Annotated in this window: 12 protein-coding genes; 5 read left to right on the forward strand and 7 right to left on the reverse strand. The window is 54.7% G+C overall.

The genetic code is table 11. The features are described 5' to 3' along the window. Positions 1 to 259 precede the first annotated feature (259 nt). The 4 genes from VMX96_03310 to VMX96_03325 form a co-directional block, all read right to left on the reverse strand. A complete protein-coding gene (locus tag VMX96_03310; protein HUU62932.1) occupies positions 260 to 3,682 on the reverse strand; it encodes a hypothetical protein in 3,423 nt (1,140 codons plus the stop codon). Positions 3,683 to 4,179: 497 nt separating this feature from the next. Then, positions 4,180 to 5,448 carry a transcription termination factor Rho gene (gene rho / locus VMX96_03315; protein ID HUU62933.1) on the reverse strand — a complete coding sequence of 423 codons (1,269 nt, stop codon included), beginning with the start codon at positions 5,446 to 5,448 and terminating at the stop codon, positions 4,180 to 4,182. A 457-nt stretch (positions 5,449 to 5,905) separates the two neighbouring features. Continuing rightward, complete coding sequence (fsa, locus tag VMX96_03320) at positions 5,906 to 6,556, reverse strand: fructose-6-phosphate aldolase (protein HUU62934.1); 651 nt, start codon at positions 6,554 to 6,556, stop codon at positions 5,906 to 5,908. 208 nt (positions 6,557 to 6,764) lie between these two features. Beyond that, complete coding sequence (locus VMX96_03325; protein HUU62935.1) at positions 6,765 to 8,393, reverse strand: CTP synthase; 1,629 nt, start codon at positions 8,391 to 8,393, stop codon at positions 6,765 to 6,767. A gap of 236 nt (positions 8,394 to 8,629) precedes the next feature. Between VMX96_03325 and VMX96_03330 the strand changes: the two genes are divergently transcribed. Genes VMX96_03330 through VMX96_03345 form a run of 4 tightly spaced genes read left to right on the forward strand, consistent with a single transcriptional unit; the run spans position 8,630 to position 11,702 of the window. Next, positions 8,630 to 9,484 carry a prephenate dehydrogenase/arogenate dehydrogenase family protein gene (locus tag VMX96_03330; protein ID HUU62936.1) on the forward strand — a complete coding sequence of 285 codons (855 nt, stop codon included), beginning with the start codon at positions 8,630 to 8,632 and terminating at the stop codon, positions 9,482 to 9,484. 13 nt (positions 9,485 to 9,497) lie between these two features. Continuing rightward, positions 9,498 to 10,826: a 3-phosphoshikimate 1-carboxyvinyltransferase gene (aroA, locus tag VMX96_03335; GenBank protein ID HUU62937.1), complete on the forward strand. Its 1,329-nt coding sequence runs from the start codon at positions 9,498 to 9,500 to the stop codon at positions 10,824 to 10,826. Between the two features lie 10 nt (positions 10,827 to 10,836). Beyond that, positions 10,837 to 11,088, forward strand: coding sequence for a DUF370 domain-containing protein (locus VMX96_03340; GenBank protein HUU62938.1), 252 nt, complete (start codon positions 10,837 to 10,839; stop codon positions 11,086 to 11,088). A gap of 2 nt (positions 11,089 to 11,090) precedes the next feature. Beyond that, positions 11,091 to 11,702: a guanylate kinase gene (locus VMX96_03345; protein ID HUU62939.1), complete on the forward strand. Its 612-nt coding sequence runs from the start codon at positions 11,091 to 11,093 to the stop codon at positions 11,700 to 11,702. A gap of 227 nt (positions 11,703 to 11,929) precedes the next feature. Here the strand turns inward: VMX96_03345 and VMX96_03350 are convergent, their stop codons facing one another. Beyond that, positions 11,930 to 12,775, reverse strand: coding sequence for a TIM barrel protein (locus tag VMX96_03350; protein HUU62940.1), 846 nt, complete (start codon positions 12,773 to 12,775; stop codon positions 11,930 to 11,932). Between the two features lie 86 nt (positions 12,776 to 12,861). On the opposite strand from VMX96_03350, the gene VMX96_03355 reads away from it, so the two are divergent. Beyond that, complete coding sequence (locus VMX96_03355) at positions 12,862 to 14,136, forward strand: MFS transporter (GenBank protein HUU62941.1); 1,275 nt, start codon at positions 12,862 to 12,864, stop codon at positions 14,134 to 14,136. Positions 14,137 to 14,148: 12 nt separating this feature from the next. On the opposite strand, the gene VMX96_03360 is transcribed toward VMX96_03355, so the two are convergent. Together VMX96_03360 and hemL are read right to left on the reverse strand one after the other, a co-directional pair. Next, the gene (locus VMX96_03360; protein ID HUU62942.1) at positions 14,149 to 14,913 is read right to left on the reverse strand and encodes a hypothetical protein; all 765 of its coding nucleotides are present in this window, start codon (positions 14,911 to 14,913) and stop codon (positions 14,149 to 14,151) included. Positions 14,914 to 15,245: 332 nt separating this feature from the next. Continuing rightward, positions 15,246 to 16,544: a glutamate-1-semialdehyde 2,1-aminomutase gene (gene hemL / locus VMX96_03365; protein ID HUU62943.1), complete on the reverse strand. Its 1,299-nt coding sequence runs from the start codon at positions 16,542 to 16,544 to the stop codon at positions 15,246 to 15,248. Between the last annotated feature and the right edge of the window lie 8 nt (positions 16,545 to 16,552).

The following is a 16,552-nucleotide window of genomic DNA, read 5'->3' on the forward strand; positions in this document are numbered from 1 at the left end:
GTAGCACAATATATAGTTATTGTCAATGCTTTTCTGTGCGGTGTTGCATTTTTCCTGTCGTTGTGTTAAGGGGAGACCCCGATATAGTCATGGCATTAAAACATCTCGGGGTGGGCGGGGACATTATTGGGCTTCTTCACATGCGGCTGGCGATGACATTAGGTGAGGTGTGGAGTATAAAGGGGAGGTGGCGCACAGAAAAAGGGAATGCCCTCCGAATACATTCGGAGGGCATTCTTATCTAACTTGAGCGTAGTGCTTAGACTGCCCGTCTCGTCCTCAGGATAAGGACGAGCACTGCAATCACCAGCAAGGCGCCAATTACTATCACCACCCAGACCCATGCCGGGGTTCCTGCCCCTGGCACAGCTCCAACGGTGAAGACGCCAGCGCCGCTCCAATCGGTCGCGGCTTTCACCTTCCAGTAGTAGGTGCCGTTGTCGAGCTCGTCGCCTGACTGATAGGCCGTGGCAGACGTCGTCTCATCAATCACCTTAGAACTGAAGTTGGAGTCGGTTGCCACCTGGATCTGGTAATTGGTGGCCCCGGCTACAGAACTCCACGAGAATGTTGGTGTTGAGGAGACACCTTCTGCGCCAGCACTGGGGCTCAGCAGCTGGGGAGCTACCGTGCCCGGCGTGGCTACAGTGGTGAAGGACAGAGCATCACTCCACGATCCCCTGACCGGCTCAGTAGCCCGCATTCGCCAGTAGTAGGTAACGCCTGGCTCCAGGCCGCTGACCGTGGCCGAAAGGTCGGATGTAGTTGTAGTCATGGGCGAGGTGAATGCGCTGTCGCTGGACACCTGCAAAGTGTATTGGTCGGCACCGATAGAGGCCCATGATAGTGCAACGCTTACCGCGTTACCTGAGATTGTGCCCACATCGGTGGCGCCATTAGCAGGAGCACTCGTACCGGCTGCCGGACCCGCACCGGAAAGCGTATCCTCATAGGCCGCCAGCTTGAAGCGCCAGTCCCATACGTCATACGCAGCGGAGAACAGGATGTTGCTGTCGGTGCCGGGAACAACGGGCATGAGCCACAGCCCATCGTAGGGACCCAGTACCTGTGGAACCATGTCCCACTCGGTATCTGTAGCAGCACCGTCGAGGCAGCGTATCATCCCGCCTTCGGTGAAGCGCATAACGGAGTTAGGTGTGATTACTCCCACCGAGTCATCGAGGAATATGGAGAATGGGACGTAGATGGTGCCATCAGCGCCTATAGAAAGGTCGGTGAGGGCAAGGTACATGATGGCCTCATCCTCAGGGGTAGCTGTCTCGGCGATGAAGTCATCGGCTCCATATAGAAGCTCCCATGTGCTTGCCTGGGTATCACCCTTGTTGACCACAGCCCTGTAGACGCCGACCTCTTCGGTGTCCTGGAGCGTCACTTTGTCGCCTGCAGGGTTCCACCACCAGTCGGCCATTGCCCCGCTTGCAGCGCCGTAGACAATGCTGTTGGTTCCCCAGCCAGCGTCGAAGTTGGCCATGGAGAGCAGAACACCGTCCAGGGTGCCACCCCAGTTTGGCTCCCACATCATCTCTGAGCAGATCATGGTGAAGTCGTCATCTGCACCGTCGAAGGAAATCCAGACCTCAGTGCAGATACTCGGCTGACCGACAGCAGAGCCGACAACACCGGTGTAGGCGACACCGGCTATCACGGCCATGTCGCTACCCACACCGCCGGCCTCGCTGTAGATGGGTGAGACGTTGAGGTCGGTAATCACCCCCACGTTGGTGAAGGCGCCAGCGGTCCAGCTATTGCCGCGGTTGGTGGTCTTGTAGACCCAGCCGTCGCTGTCGCCGACGAGGAGGGTGCTGTTGTCAACCACGCACCAGCCGAGCTCGCTCAGAGTGGTAGCTGTGGAAGGTGCCATCTGGCTGACGGGATGCCAGGTATCGCCCCTATCTGCGGAGAACCATAGCCTGTCAATGAGCATACCTGGCACAGGCTGCAAACCAGACATCAGGAATATGATGTTGGAATACTGGAACGCAGGGTCTACTTTCGCTACCCAGGTTAGAGCGGGTAGTCCTGCGGCTGTGAATATCCCCGGGTTGGCGATAGCTGTCTTTCCAGTGGGTATGAGGCCGAATCTCGAGATGCCCTCCTGGAGCAGCCTCTCCCACACTATAGCGCCATTGGCGCCGGTGGGGGCCTGACGCCACAGGCTCAGGTCGTACCCTGCTGCATTGTTATTGAGGTACCACTCGCTAGCGGTGGTAACGAAAAGCGTGTCATCATTGGCGTAGTTCGGCGATGCCTCTAAATAGGCCATGGTGACCAAGAAGATTGTCCCTGCCAGGTCGGTGGTCACCGCGATGTCATCCATGAGGCCAACGCCGTTATAGACCGAACCTGTCGCTGCAGCAATCTGCTTGGAAACGCCGCTGGTGGTACCACCTATCTCGGTCATCGTAGCAGCGAGGACCGCCTCGCCGGTGTTGGCAAGCGAGATAGGCCATGACCCAGCCGGCGACTTGATGGCGGGCGTCCATACAGGCCACAGTGTGAGGCTTTTCCCCTCAACCACGTTGTTCATTGATTCTGAGCCCACATAGCACGTGCCTGCCCCGGAGGTACCGTCAAACAGTATGTCGGAGAACCGGGCGTAGGCGACAGCATTTCTCGCCATCACTAAGGATGGGCCGGTTAGCGGCGCCAGTGCTTTTACAGCGTAGACCTCTCCGGCTAAAGGCGCGGTATTAACGTAGGCGAAGACCCACGAGCTGTTGAGGTAATGGAAGTCATCGGCTGTATCCATCCTCGCCGCGAGTAGACCCGGAACCGAGGATGGGACATTCCCAATCCTTAAAACCGCATCGCTGAGGGTTGGGCCATTCCAGAGCCCATCACTGCTTACCCAGAAGCTCATGATTACAGTTCCAGCAATCCAGTTATTCAGGATGGCAACGATAACGCCGTCATCGGCGTAGTTCGGTGAGAACATCACATCCAGGGCCTCGTAGCCCGTGCCGTATACGGAATTACCTGCCTTCTTGTCTCTCCAGGAGAGCAGGTTGTCCTCGTTCCAGGTGAAGACGCCCTCACCACCTGCTAATAAAGTGCCCGTGCCCACCACTGCCACATATGTACCGGGAACATTAATGTTCTCGGCAACATCCAGCGAAGTGATGAGGTCGTACGGGATAGCAAGGTTGGGGTCAACCACCCCCGGGCACTCGGGAACGATCCTTGTGAAGCTGCCGCCGCCGTTCAAGGAGCGGTACAGGTTGTCGTCGGTCGCCAGGAACACCACCTGGTTGGCGGCATCGGTGTCATCGTAGCCCGGCTGGGGTACGATCTCCACCGGAACCCCGGCAGCCGTAGCAACCTGTGTAGGTTCGTTCGCCGGGATAGCCCACAGCTTGTCCCATGTATAGCCGCCATCATTGGACTTGAAGACACGGAAGTTCGACGACATGGGGGTCCAGCGTACGCCACTCGTATCCTGGACGATGGCGAAAACGGTGCCGTCATCGGCGGCGGTTATGTCCCAGATATCGGTATCGGGGAACATCTGATAGTCAGCGGTGCTGGGTAGCGCCATCCTGTCGAATTTATCAGCACCGGGATCAGCATTAACTGTCGCCACTGTTGCCACGGCAGCAACTAGGCTAAAAACCATAGCAACAGCCACAAACACCATAATTATGCTTGGTAATTTACCTTTCATCTATCCTCCTTAATCAATTGGATCCAGAGATCCACTCCCTTTCAAAAAGGAACGAATCTTATCTCGTTCAGGTTACCTCATCTATCACCCCCTTCCGGTAATATCGGGACTATTTCAGGTCGAGTTATGCCCAGATATCGGCTTAGAATATCTTCCACACTGTAGCGTCAGTTAGCTAGTTTGCCAACACTACACAACATACAATAGAAAAAGCTCACCCCGACACATCGGGGCTAGCTTCCCGTAAACCAAAGTTCCCAATTCCAGCGGTTATAAACGATAACCAACATCAGATATTTGCTCTGCAACCGTTGCCTTTGACTTTTGCTTTTTAATATTCGTTTTCTAGCTATCCTTCAGCCCACTACAAAACCATCCGTATCCGTCGAGAATACGTTGTGTTATCTTATAACATAAATATTCAATTTGTCAATACCTTTACCGCTTTATATAGCTAATTGGCCATCTGTCTGGTAGCGCTAAGACTAATAGTCGCGCTACATATCCTTGGATAGGGTGGCGAGGAACTCGGCATTGGAGGAGGTCTTGGCTAACCTTTCCAGAACCCGCTCGGTTGCATCGGTAGGGCTTTGGGAGTTATTACTTAACAGGTTCGCCATTCGGCGGAGCAGCCACATCTTTTGCACGGTTTGCTCATTCACTATCAGTTCCTCACGGCGTGTGCCACTTCTCAGGATGTCCATGGCGGGGAATATGCGGCGCTCCGCAAGCTTGCGGTCGAGGTGAAGCTCCATGTTCCCTGTCCCCTTGAACTCCTCATAGATGACATCGTCCATTCGGCTGCCGGTATCGATGATACAGGTAGCAATGATGGTCAGTGAGCCTCCCTCCTCTGTGTTGCGGGCAGCGCCAAAGAAGCGCTTTGGAGGGTAGAGGGCTACCGAATCGATGCCTCCGGAGAGCGTACGCCCGCTGGAGGGCAGGGCGAGATTGTAGGCACGGGTGAGCCGGGTGATGCCATCGAGGAGGATCATCACATCCTTCCCGGTCTCCACCAGGCGCTTGGCCCGCTCCAGGGCGAGCTCAGCTACCTTGGTATGGCTCTCCACCGGCTCATCGAAGGTGGAGCTTATCACCTCCCCTTTCACTGAGCGCTTCATATCGGTGACCTCCTCGGGGCGCTCCCCGATGAGGCAGACCATGATAATGATGTCATTATAGTTGGCTGAGGTGCCATTAGCTATGTGCTTGAGCAGCATGGTCTTCCCCGCCTTGGGTGGGGAGACGATGAGCCCCCGTTGCCCGCGACCGATGGGAGCGATCAGGTTCAACAGGCGGGTGGCAAGATTGCCGGAGGTGGTTTCCAGGTCGATGAACCGCTCGGGGAAGGTGGGGGTCAGGGAATTGAAATGTGGGCGATCCTTCACCTGCTCCGGGTCAATGCCGTTGACCGCCTCGATGTGTAAAAGGCTATAGTATTTCTCCCCGTTCTTCGGCGGTCTTACTTGACCGGTGATGGTGTCGCCGGTGCGCAGTCCGAAGCGCCGAATCTGGGATTGTGATACGTAAATGTCGGTGGCCACAGCCCTGCTGCTGTTCTGGCGCAGGAAACCGTAACCGTCATCCATGATATCCAGCACACCGCCACTAAATAGATTTCCCTGCATCTCTGCGCTTGCCTGGAGAAGCCTCAAGACCAGATCCCGCTTCTTCAGGGATGTACAGCCGGAGATGCCAAGTTCCTTCGCCATTTCCTGCAATTGTTCGCGCGTCTTTGATTCCAGTTCCGTAATATTGATGCTCATTTTCTCATTACCTCTCTCTCCTTCACTTCTTCCTCCGGGATCGCTCGGTCGCTAATGCCCCTTCTATAGAAAGCCCCGGTGTTATTACCATGAAAATAAAGTACAAAGCAATTCTCACTGTCATTCTGAGCCCCGACTTGGTCCGAAGTGTCCCCTAATATAGGCCGAGGTGTCGGGGGGCGCGGCGATCTCGCCATTCGATACTATCCTGGAGATTCCTCTGTCTTTAATGCTCCTCTCAACGTAATATGAGGTTTCATGGCCCCGGCGATTTGTTTCATTGTATTAATCTTGAGATTCCGAAACAAGTTCGGAATGACACGTGATTACACCCAAGCCTCTTGTGAGAACTATCTTCACGAACGAACCCCCATCAACATCCGATGATAGCATATTTTGAGCCTGAGTGGTGCCGTTGGCAATCAGCATTTTGGATTGCCAGCGGAGCTAAGCCATCTCATTTTTGGGTTACCTTCTTCCAGTCTTCCGCGAAGCGGGAAATGCCGATATCGGTGAGTGGATGGCGAATCATCTGCATCAGTACACTATAGGGGATGGTGGCAATGTGGGCTCCTGCCTTGGCCGCGGCGATGGTATGCAGGGGATGGCGCAGGCTGGCGGCAATCACCTTGGTGTGAAGATCATATTTATGGAATATCTCCACCGCATCGGAAACCACCGCCATTCCCTGATGACCGATATCATCGAGCCGCCCCACAAAGGGGCTTACATAGGTAGCCCCCACAATGGCACCCAGAAGTGCCTGATTTGCGGAGAAACAAAGGGTAAGGTTTGTCTTGATGTTCTCCTGAGATAGCACGCTTATTGCCTCCAGCCCCGCCTCCGATACCGGTATCTTGACCACGATGTTCTCATGCCATGAGGAAAGCTCCCGTGCCTCCCGTTTCATCCCTTCGGCATCGAGGCTAAGCGCCTCTACGGATATGGGGCCGGGAACAATGGAACATATCTCCAGCACCGCTGCTTTAAGGTTACCGGCCTTTTCCCGCGAAACCAGGGTAGGATTCGTGGTCACGCCACTGATGACCCCCAGCCTGGCAGCATGGCGGATGTGCTCTATATTTGCCGTATCAAGATAAATATCCATCTTTTCGATTCCCTTTACTTCGTCTCCCTACCGCTTGGGGAACGCAAGTTTGCGGTGACAGCAATCACATTAAACATACTAACGTTTGCTCTTTAACCTGCCTACAGCGGCTTTTCAACCTCGGTTTGTCGCTGATAATGGATTGTTGGCGGTAAGCATTCCTTAATTTGGTAAAAATAAACCCTATCCCTTGAGTGGGAGGGGGAAATTATACCAGGGGCAGGGTGGGCTGAGCTCCCTCGCGGAGCACCCCTTTCGCTACCCCGACGAAATCGCGGAACAGGGGATGAGCACGGTTGGGACGCGAGAGGAACTCGGGGTGAAACTGGCATCCCAGCATAAATGGGTGGTCCCGAAGCTCGCCTATCTCAACCAGGCTCCCCTCTGGGGAGAGACCGCTGAAAACCATACCCGCGCTGACTAATGTATCCCGATAATCATTATTGAACTCAAATCGGTGGCGATGGCGTTCATAGATTACCTTCTCCCCGTATGCTGAAGCGGCTTTGGTCCCGGTTACCAGGTGACATGGATAGCTGCCCAACCGCATTGTGCCCCCTTTTCCTGATGCCTGGCGCTGTTCCGGAAGCAGGTCGATCACGGGATAGGGAGTCTCCGCATCAAACTCGGCAGAATTGGGCTCAGTGGAACCAAGCACATACCGGGCATACTCAATAATCATAATATGCATCCCCAGACAAAGTCCCAGGTAGGGGATTTTGTTCTCCCTGGCATATCGAGCTGCGGTTACCATGCCTTCGATGCCTCGAACGCCGAAGCCGCCGGGGACCACAATCCCTTGAACGGAGCGCAGCAAGCTGTCACCATCCCTCTCTAGGTCCTCCGAGTGAATCCAATGAATCTGTATAGCTCTATCATGGTAGACTGCAGCGTGGTCTAAAGCCTCCTTGACCGAGAGGTAGGAGTCTCGTAGCTCCACGTATTTCCCCACAATGGCGATAGAGACAGGTTCCTTGGGCTCCTTCATCTGGTTCACAAGGTGCCGCCACTCGTTGAGATCCGCGCTTGTGTTGGGTAGGCCAAGCATATCTAGAATGAGTTCCCCCAACCCCGCCTCCTCAAGGACGAGAGGGGTCTCATATATTACGGGCAGTGTGAGCAGGGGCACCACGGCACGCCGGTCGACATCGCAGAAGAGGGCGATCTTGTCCCTGATCTCGTCAGTGATGGGCTGGTCACTGCGGCATACAATAACATCCGGCTGGATACCGATGCGCCTAAGCTCATTGACGCTATGCTGGGTGGGCTTGGTCTTCAGCTCTCCGGTAGAGGAGAGGTATGGGAGAAGGGTAACATGAACATAGAGGATATTCTCCCTGCCCACCTCGCTCCTCATCTGGCGGATGGACTCGAGGAAGGGAAGTCCCTCGATGTCACCCACTGTGCCTCCTACCTCGACAATCACAACGCTCGCCCGGCTCTCTCTCGCCACCTCGCTGAAACGACGCTTTATCTCATTGGTAACATGAGGCACCACCTGAATAGTGCCGCCGAGAAAATCCCCACGCCGTTCCTGGGCAATGATCGAGCTGTAAATCTGACCCGTGGTCACGCTGGAGGAAGCAGTAAGGTTGGTATCGATGAAGCGTTCGTAGTGACCCAGGTCGAGGTCGGTTTCCTCACCGTCCTGAGTAACGAAGACCTCGCCATGCTGGTATGGAGACATTGTCCCCGGATCAACATTAATGTAGGGGTCCAGCTTCTGAACGGAGACCGAGATGTTGCGGCTTTTCAAGATCCTTCCTATAGAGGCAGCGGCGATGCCCTTTCCCACGGAGCTAACTACGCCGCCAGTTACAAAGATATACTTGGTCATCCCTTGGGTTCCTTATGGGGAAAGGACATTAGATTATTACTAGAAAGCTTTCTGCTCGTGGTATCCAAGTTGCAAAGAGGCAATAACCTTCAGGGATCTGATCCCCTCGAATTCAATATTATAAGGCTTCAAGTTGATAATGTCAAGGCATTTTTAGCTCTTATTCATGAGATTGGTGGTGGGGCAGAACTGTGTTATAATGTGCTGGCTCTGGCGTGGATTAGAGGTGTGGTTTAATGAGGATAGCCATTATCGGGCTGGGGTTGATCGGTGGGTCGATAGGCCTGGCCTTAAGAAAGGCTGATGCGGGCTTTGAGGTGGTAGGTTTCGCCCGCCGACCTGAGGTTGCATCTCGGGCGTTTGAGCTAGGGGCGGTGGACCGCACTGAGGTGAGTTTGCTTTCTGCAGTGAAGGGTGCTGACCTGGTCATTATCTCCACCCCTGCTATGGCAATGAATGGGATACTGGCCGAGATGGGGGTAGGCCTCCGCCAGGGCTCCATCGTTACCGATACGGCGAGCACCAAGGCAAGGGTTCTGGATTGGGCTAAGCAGGCTTTGCCCCCATCGGTGAGCTTTATCGGCGGACATCCCATGGCAGGCAAGGAGGCCTCCGGGGTAGAGGCTGCCGATGGCGATCTGTTTCGGGGCTGTAACTACTTACTGATAGCGGGTAGTGGTGCTAGTGAAGAGGCATGCGATAGGGTTGCGGCGATGGTGCGGCAAATCGGGGCAAATCCCCTCTTTGTGGATGCTTCAGAGCACGATAGTCTGGTCGCCGGCATAAGTCATCTTCCTCTGCTTATCTCGGTAGCCTTGGTCGCGGTGACAACCAAGAGTCCCTTGTGGCCCAAGATGGCAACGCTTGCCGCCTCGGGGTTTCGAGACCTTAGCCGCTTGGCATCGGGGGATCCCCTGATGAGTCGGGACATCTGCCTCACCAATAGGGAGCCCATCATTAAATGGATCGATGATTATATTGAGGAACTGAGGGCACTACGCTACCTGATAAGCGAGGGTGGTGAAATCGATAGGCTGGAAGAGGCCTTTATACAGGTACGCAAGGAACGAGAGAGATGGCTGCGAATGTAAGGATGGGGTTATTATGAAGCAGCGGGTAAGGGGTTGCTCGATTCTGCGGGGTCAGATCGAGCCACCGGGAGATAAGTCGATATCGCATCGTGCCCTTATACTGAATAGCATAGCCAGGGGGAGGGCGAGGATAGAGAATATAGCCCCGGGCGATGATGTCTGCGCCACGATATCATGTTTAAGGGCTTTGGGGGTGGAGATTAACCAGGAGGGGGACGCTTTAGTTGTCTCCGGCGTGGGTAGAGCGGGCTTTAGTGAGCCTGTAGATGTGCTCCATGCCGGTAACAGCGCCACCACAGTACGTCTTCTAGCGGGGCTGCTTGCCGCTCAGCCCTTTCTCTCCATAGTTACCGGGGATGAGTCGCTGAGGTCTCGCCCTATGGACCGCTTGATCCAGCCAATGCGCTTGATGGGAGCGGAGATCTGGGGGCGGGGCAGTAATTCCCTTGCACCGCTAGCGATCAAAGGGAATAAGCTTAAGGGAATAGACTATCGCCTACCTGTAGCGAGCGCACAGATAAAGTCAGCGATCCTTATTGCCGCCCTCTTCGCCGAGGGGGATACCACCATTACTGAGCCGGCGCCCTCGCGCGATCACACCGAGCGCATGCTCAAGGCTATGGGGGCAGGGCTCCGGCGTGAGGGCACAAGGATCAAGCTTACTCCCACTGCCTCACCGGTAAACATCGATGTTCGCGTCCCCGGTGATATTAGCGCTGCTGCCTGCTGGCTCGTAGCCGGGGCGATCCATCCCAATGCCCGGATCAGGGTGGTAAATACAGGGATCAACCCCTCCAGGAGCGGGATCATAGACGTACTTAAACAGATGGGTGCAAAGCTTGGTGTGGAGCGTGTACGAAGGGTGGGCGGCGAGCCTGTCGCCGATCTTGAGATCGAATCCAGCAACCTGGTAGCGACGCAGATTGGGGGAAGCCTCATCCCCAGGCTTATCGATGAGCTGCCGCTTATTGCCCTTGCTGGCTCTTTCGCACGGGGGACGACCACCATCATAGATGCTCAGGAGCTCAGGGTCAAGGAGTCCGATAGAATAGGGGCCACGGTGAGGGAGTTATCGAAACTGGGGGTTGATATATATGAGCTTCCCGATGGCATGGTTATTCGAGGGGGTGGGCAGGCCGCTGAGGGAGAGCGAGAGAAGAAGCTCACCGGTGCAGAGTGCGCGAGCAACCATGATCATCGTCTGGCAATGACCCTGGGTATTGCGGCACTGGTGGCTCAGGGAGAGACAGTGATCCATGATGCCGAGGTAGTAGCTATATCATATCCCAACTTCTGGCAGGAAATGGAGAGACTCGTTGTAATAGAAAGGGGGGAAAGCTAAAAAGCGGAACATGAAAACAGAGCTAATTCATGTCGGTTTCGGCAATGTGCTGGCAATAAACAGGGTAATCGCTATGGCACCCCCGAATTCAGCTCCCACCAAGCGCATGGCTCAAGAGGGCAAGAGCAAGGGGATGGTTATTGACCTGACCAATGGCAGAAGGACAAAAGCGGTGCTCATTATGGACAGCGGCCATATCGTGATGGCAGCCATCACTCCGGAGACCATTGCAGGCAGGCTGACAGCGATTCGGGAGGGTTAGGCCTGAAGGATAAGCGCCCCCTTTCCAGCAAGAAGCCACTGTTTATTGTGCTCTCCGGCCCTTCCGGTGTGGGCAAGGATGCGGTGCTCGCCTGGGTGAAGGGATCGGGGCATCCCCTCTATTTCACGGTGACTGCCACCACCCGTCCGCAAAGGAAGGGAGAGAGCGATGGGGTGGACTATCAGTTCGTCTCAAGGGAGAGGTTTGAGGAGATGGTCAGTGGAGGGGAACTTGTGGAATGGGCCGAGGTCTATGGCCATTTTTATGGGGTGCCCAGGCGCCAGGTGAAAGAGGCGCTGGAGCGGGGATGCGATGTCTTGGTGAAGGTCGATGTCCAGGGGGCGGCAACCATTAAGCGCGCCGTGCCCCAGGCACTCCTAATATTCCTGGCTCCTCCCTCTATGGCGGCATTGGAGAAACGGGTCAGGCAGCGCAATACTGAATCCGCCATCGAGCTGGAGCGGCGCCTCGCTACTGCTCATGAAGAGATGAGCCAACAAGGGATGTTCGATTATGTGGTGGTAAATGATCGGGTGGACCGGGCGGCAGCTCAGATAGATACCATTATCGCCGCGGAGAGGCGCCGGGAAAACCCTAGGGGGGTTGACCTTTAAATCGTCTTTGAACTCAGCTAAGCGGCACCCGGAACCCAATATGCCCCTCGACAGCAGAACTACTGGTTGTGAAAATGTTGCATGTTTACATCTGCGTTGTCTGTCATTCCTGCGGAAGCAGGAATTCAGAGAATGGTCGGTCTAGATTCCCGCCTGAGCGGGAATGACATGGGCATAGGGTTCATCAAGACACTTCAGGGCGCTATTTTCGTAGCAATAATATAAAACTATAGAGAGTTGTAGGTTTCCTGGAGAAGCAGCGCGTCTCCCTCACGTTCCGGGCTTTCACAGATAATAAGCCCCTTTACCTCTAGCTCCTTTAACGCTCTTAGGAGTTCCACATAGCGGAGGTCCGAGTCTTTCAGGTTAAGATGCTTGATCTCTCCCTTTTGGTCATACTGGATCCCCGAGAGGTGAATGTGCATCTGCTCCAGTGCCTGCCTCCCCAGCCTCTCCTCCACCTGTTTCAGTATGGCCATGAATTCACCATATGAATTGAAATTTCCTGTTCTGGCATGCAGGTGGGAGAAGTCGATGCAAGGGGCGACGCCCTCGATCTCAGCGCTCAGGTTTAAAATCTCATCCAGGGTTCCGAACTGGCTACCTTTCCCCCTGGTCTCGGGCCGCAGTAAGACCCGATTGCCCGATGCCCTGAGCTTTCTAACCGTCTCCTCCAGTTTCCCTTTTGCTCTGTCGTATACCGCTGCGGGTGAATCGTTTAGATAGGAGGCAGCGTGAAACACAATACACACGGCCCCAAAGAGCGAGGCGATACGCGCGGCCTGAATCAACCGCTCCTGGCTGGCGAGGACCTTCTCTTTCTCATGGGCATTGAGATTTATGAAATAGGGGGCGTGTGCGGTAAGCCTCACAGCACACTTTTTCGCAACCTCACCCACTTGCCGTGCCATCCCCTCATTCATCTTCACCCCGCGCACAAATTGCACCTCTAGGCAATTAAGCCCCAGTTCCGCTACCCGCTCGATGCCGGATTCGGTCGACTGTAATATGGAGCTGCGGGGGACGCCTGCGGTACCGAAAAGGAGTTTTTCGCTCTTAACCGTAGCTACCATAGGTGCATTCTAGCTGCCATGGTGAGGGGTGTCAAGAAATCTTGCTTGACATATGACAAGGAGGGCGATATTCTGCGGTGGAAGCGATGTCGGTTTTTCAACACCCTGACCCGCCAGGAAGTAGTGAACTGGATGCATTAATCCCTTATCAGGGAAAGGTCACTACCTTCACCTCGCTCAAGAATCGCCACTACCGCTGGTTCTGGCTGGGTATGCTCGCCTCCTTTGTAGCGGTCCATTTTCAGCTGGTTGCACGGAACTGGCTGGTCTATGAGATGACCGGTTCGGCGCTGTACTTGGGTATCGTGATCGCTGCCTGGGGGCTTCCCATCCTCCTGCTCTCGCTTTATGGGGGCGCGGTAGCCGATCGGGTTAAAAAGCGTGACCTTCTTATCTGGACCCAGGTGGCCAATGGCATTATCACCCTCATCATCGCTGTTCTGATAGGTACCGGGGAGATTGCCCTGTGGCATCTAATCGCTGCTGCAGCACTCACCGGTATTATCTTTGCCTTCCATGTACCTGCGCGCCTGGCGATAATCCCTGAACTGGTGCAGGAAAGGGAGCTCATGAATGCCATCGCACTTAACTCCACCGGGATGAATCTGTCAAGATTTATAGGCTTCGCCATTGGGGGAGCACTGCTAGGTGCCATCGGGGTGGCCGGCGTCTACTACTTAGTGGTGTTCTGCTTCTTTGTATCGGCGGCCTTGCTATTTATGCTGCCGGTGGTGGAGAAGGTTCGAGAGCGAGCGGTCACCTCGATACGGGTTGACCTGGTGGAGGGACTGCGCTACCTACACCACAGCCCCATCATCCGCTCGCTGCTGGCTATGGCCTTCGTCTCCATCGCCTTTGGCCTGCCCTACATGAACCTTATGCCCGTATTTGCCGTTGACATCTTCAATGTTGGCGAGGTTGGCCTGGGATTGCTTCTGGGCATGGCGGGACTGGGGTCGCTTATCGGCTCCCTCGTCATCGCCTCCCTGGGAGATTTCCGGAGGAAGGGGCTGCTTCTTGTCGGTCTCGCTTTCGGGTTCGGGGCCAGCGTGGCGTTCTTTGGTTTTTCAGGTTCCTACCCCCTCTCACTCGTGCTGCTTGTCGCGGTGGGTCTGCTCGGCACCGGCTATCTGGCGATTAATAATACACTGATTCAGAGCAGTGTGCCCCATGAGATGCTGGGAAGGGTGATGAGCATCTATGTTATGACCTTTGCCATGATGCCACTCGGGACATTGCCGCTGGGCGCTGTTAGCGAGGCTGTCGGAGCGCCACTGGCGATAGGGGCTGGTGGCATCATTGTGGTCCTCTTCACCCTGGTGATGGCTGTCTTTCAGCCCAGACTCAGGCGACTGGAGTAGGCGGAGGGGGGGTTACTCTTCCTCTTCCTCTTCCTCATCGGTTATCACCTCTTCGCCCAGGTAAGGGAGCATGACCTCCGCCTTCTCGCGCCTTCTCCTCCTGGAAAGGGGAAGGGCATCGATAGCATGCCTAAGTCCTGAGAGCCCTTCCTTGGCATCACCCGCCACCTTTACTACCACCCCCGCCAGCCCGGTCTCCCAGAGCTCTTTGAGGTCTTCCCCCGGTATACCGATGGGGGTTGTCGCTAACAGGGGCTTACGCACTAGGTTCGCCAGATGCTGGCAGACCATCAGTCGCTGCACCGTGAGCGAAGGCTCGTCACCGATAAGCACAGCATCGATAGGTAGTTGCGCGGTAGCTCGTATCAAGCCGTCGGGCAGCGAGGGCCCGAGCTTTAAAATCCGGCCCATCTCTCCCTCTCGAAGCAGAATGAGCGGAGCTTTTTCAGCGTCGAAGACCAGGAAATCGCATCCCGCCGCTTTGAGCCGGGCGAGCTGCTCCTCGGTAGTTTCGCCGATTGAAACTCCCCAGGGAAGCTCCCCGAAAGATGTGGCGATTTTTTCTGGTTTTTGGAAAAAATTGGCGCTCTCCTCCTCGCTGAGCAGCACGGCATCGGCACTCTCCCTGGCCGCAGCGATGGCAGTGGCATCTACCTCGGGAAGGGTGGCGATAAGCAACATGCGGGGGCTTTTCGGTGTCGCTACCGCTGTCCTGAAGCCTATAGAGGGGGTCGAACCTCGAGATACCTGATTCAACTTATCGAGAAGCTTGCTCACAATTCCTCCCTTTTCGAACTTTATGGTTGCAAAGGGAATCAGGGTGACTTTAAGAAACCCGATTCTCTCTAACGGGGGCTGGTATAGGCGAAAACAGCCAGCGGTCGGAATCGAACCGACGACCGGCGGTTTACGAATACGCGACTTGCAATTTCTCCTCAATCTGAAGCTAAAACTACTGTATTTCAGATCCCTATGACCTGCAGTTTTTACATCAACGAGGAGACAAGTCAAAAGCAATTATACAGAAATTCGAGAAAAATTCAATACAGTACGTCGGATCGCAAGAGAAAGCGTACACCTTTTTTTACTTGCACCAACCGACGCATACCCTAGCGAGCAGAAGCAAGAGAGTGGAGTGCCCTGTCTATAGCTTTAACTGTAATCTGAATATCTTCGCTGGAATGAGCAACGGAGACAAAAGCAGCTTCAAATTGAGAGGGGGGCCAGTAGATGCCTTCTTCTAATAGCTGTTGGAAGAACAGGCCAAAGAGCCGCGCATCTGCCCGCTTCGCTGATTCGAAATCAAATATTGGTTCATCGGTGAAGAAAGCAGTCAGGATCGAGCCTACGCGTGATGTATGCACAGGTACCTTCGCGCTGGTCGAAGCCGCGGCTATGCCCTCTTCTAAAGCAGATGACATGGCTTCCAGTTGCCTGTAAACCCCTGGTCGGCTTAAAACCTTGAGCGTCTCTATTCCCGCTGTCATAGCCAAGGGATTACCGGACAGCGTACCTGCCTGATAAACTGGCCCCATTGGTGCTACCATCTCCATAATCTCTCGCTTGCCACCATAAGCTCCTATTGGTAACCCGCCACCAATAACCTTTCCCAGACAGGTTAAATCTGGTGTTATTCCATAGAGGGCCTGCGCCCCTTCATAAGCCAGGCGAAAACCAGTGACCACCTCATCGAATATGAGTAGAGCCCCGCACTTTTCGGTTAATACACGAAGGCCTTCCAAGAATCCAGGCCGGGGTGGGACTACTCCCATGTTAGCGGCAACTGGCTCGACTATTACAGCCGCAATCTCTTTTGGATAGTGCTCGAATAAGTGCCTAACGGCATTTGTATCATTGTACGGAACTACGAGCGTATCACGAGTATAGCTCGATGGCACTCCGGGGCTATCTGGTATCCCTAATGTAGCTACTCCAGAGCCGGACTTGGCGAGAAGTCCGTCTGAATGTCCATGGTAGCACCCGGCGAACTTCACTATTCTGTCTCTGCCGGTGAAGGCTCTGGCCAGACGTATGGCACTCATGGTAGCTTCTGTGCCTGAGTTAACAAAGCGAATCATTTCAATAGCAGGCATAGCCGTGCAGACCATTTCTGCCAGCGTGGTCTCAAGCTCAGTGGGAGCGCCAAAGCTTGTACCTTGCTCTACCGCCTTCTTGAGCGCCTTCACCACTTGGGGGTGGGAATGTCCCAGGATTAATGGGCCCCAGGAACAAACGTAGTCTATAAATTCGTTGCCGTCCTCATCGCAGATTCGGGAACCCTGGCCACGTTTAATGAAGAGGGGGCATATATTAATTGCCTTAAAGGCTCGTACCGGGCTATTGACACCCCCGGGCAAATAGCGTTTGGCTTCATCAAAGAGCTCTCTTGAACGCTTTGAATCCTTCATATTCACCC

The sequence above is a fragment of the Dehalococcoidia bacterium genome, from assembly GCA_035528575.1.
Lineage (GTDB): Bacteria > Chloroflexota > Dehalococcoidia > E44-bin15 > E44-bin15 > DATKYK01.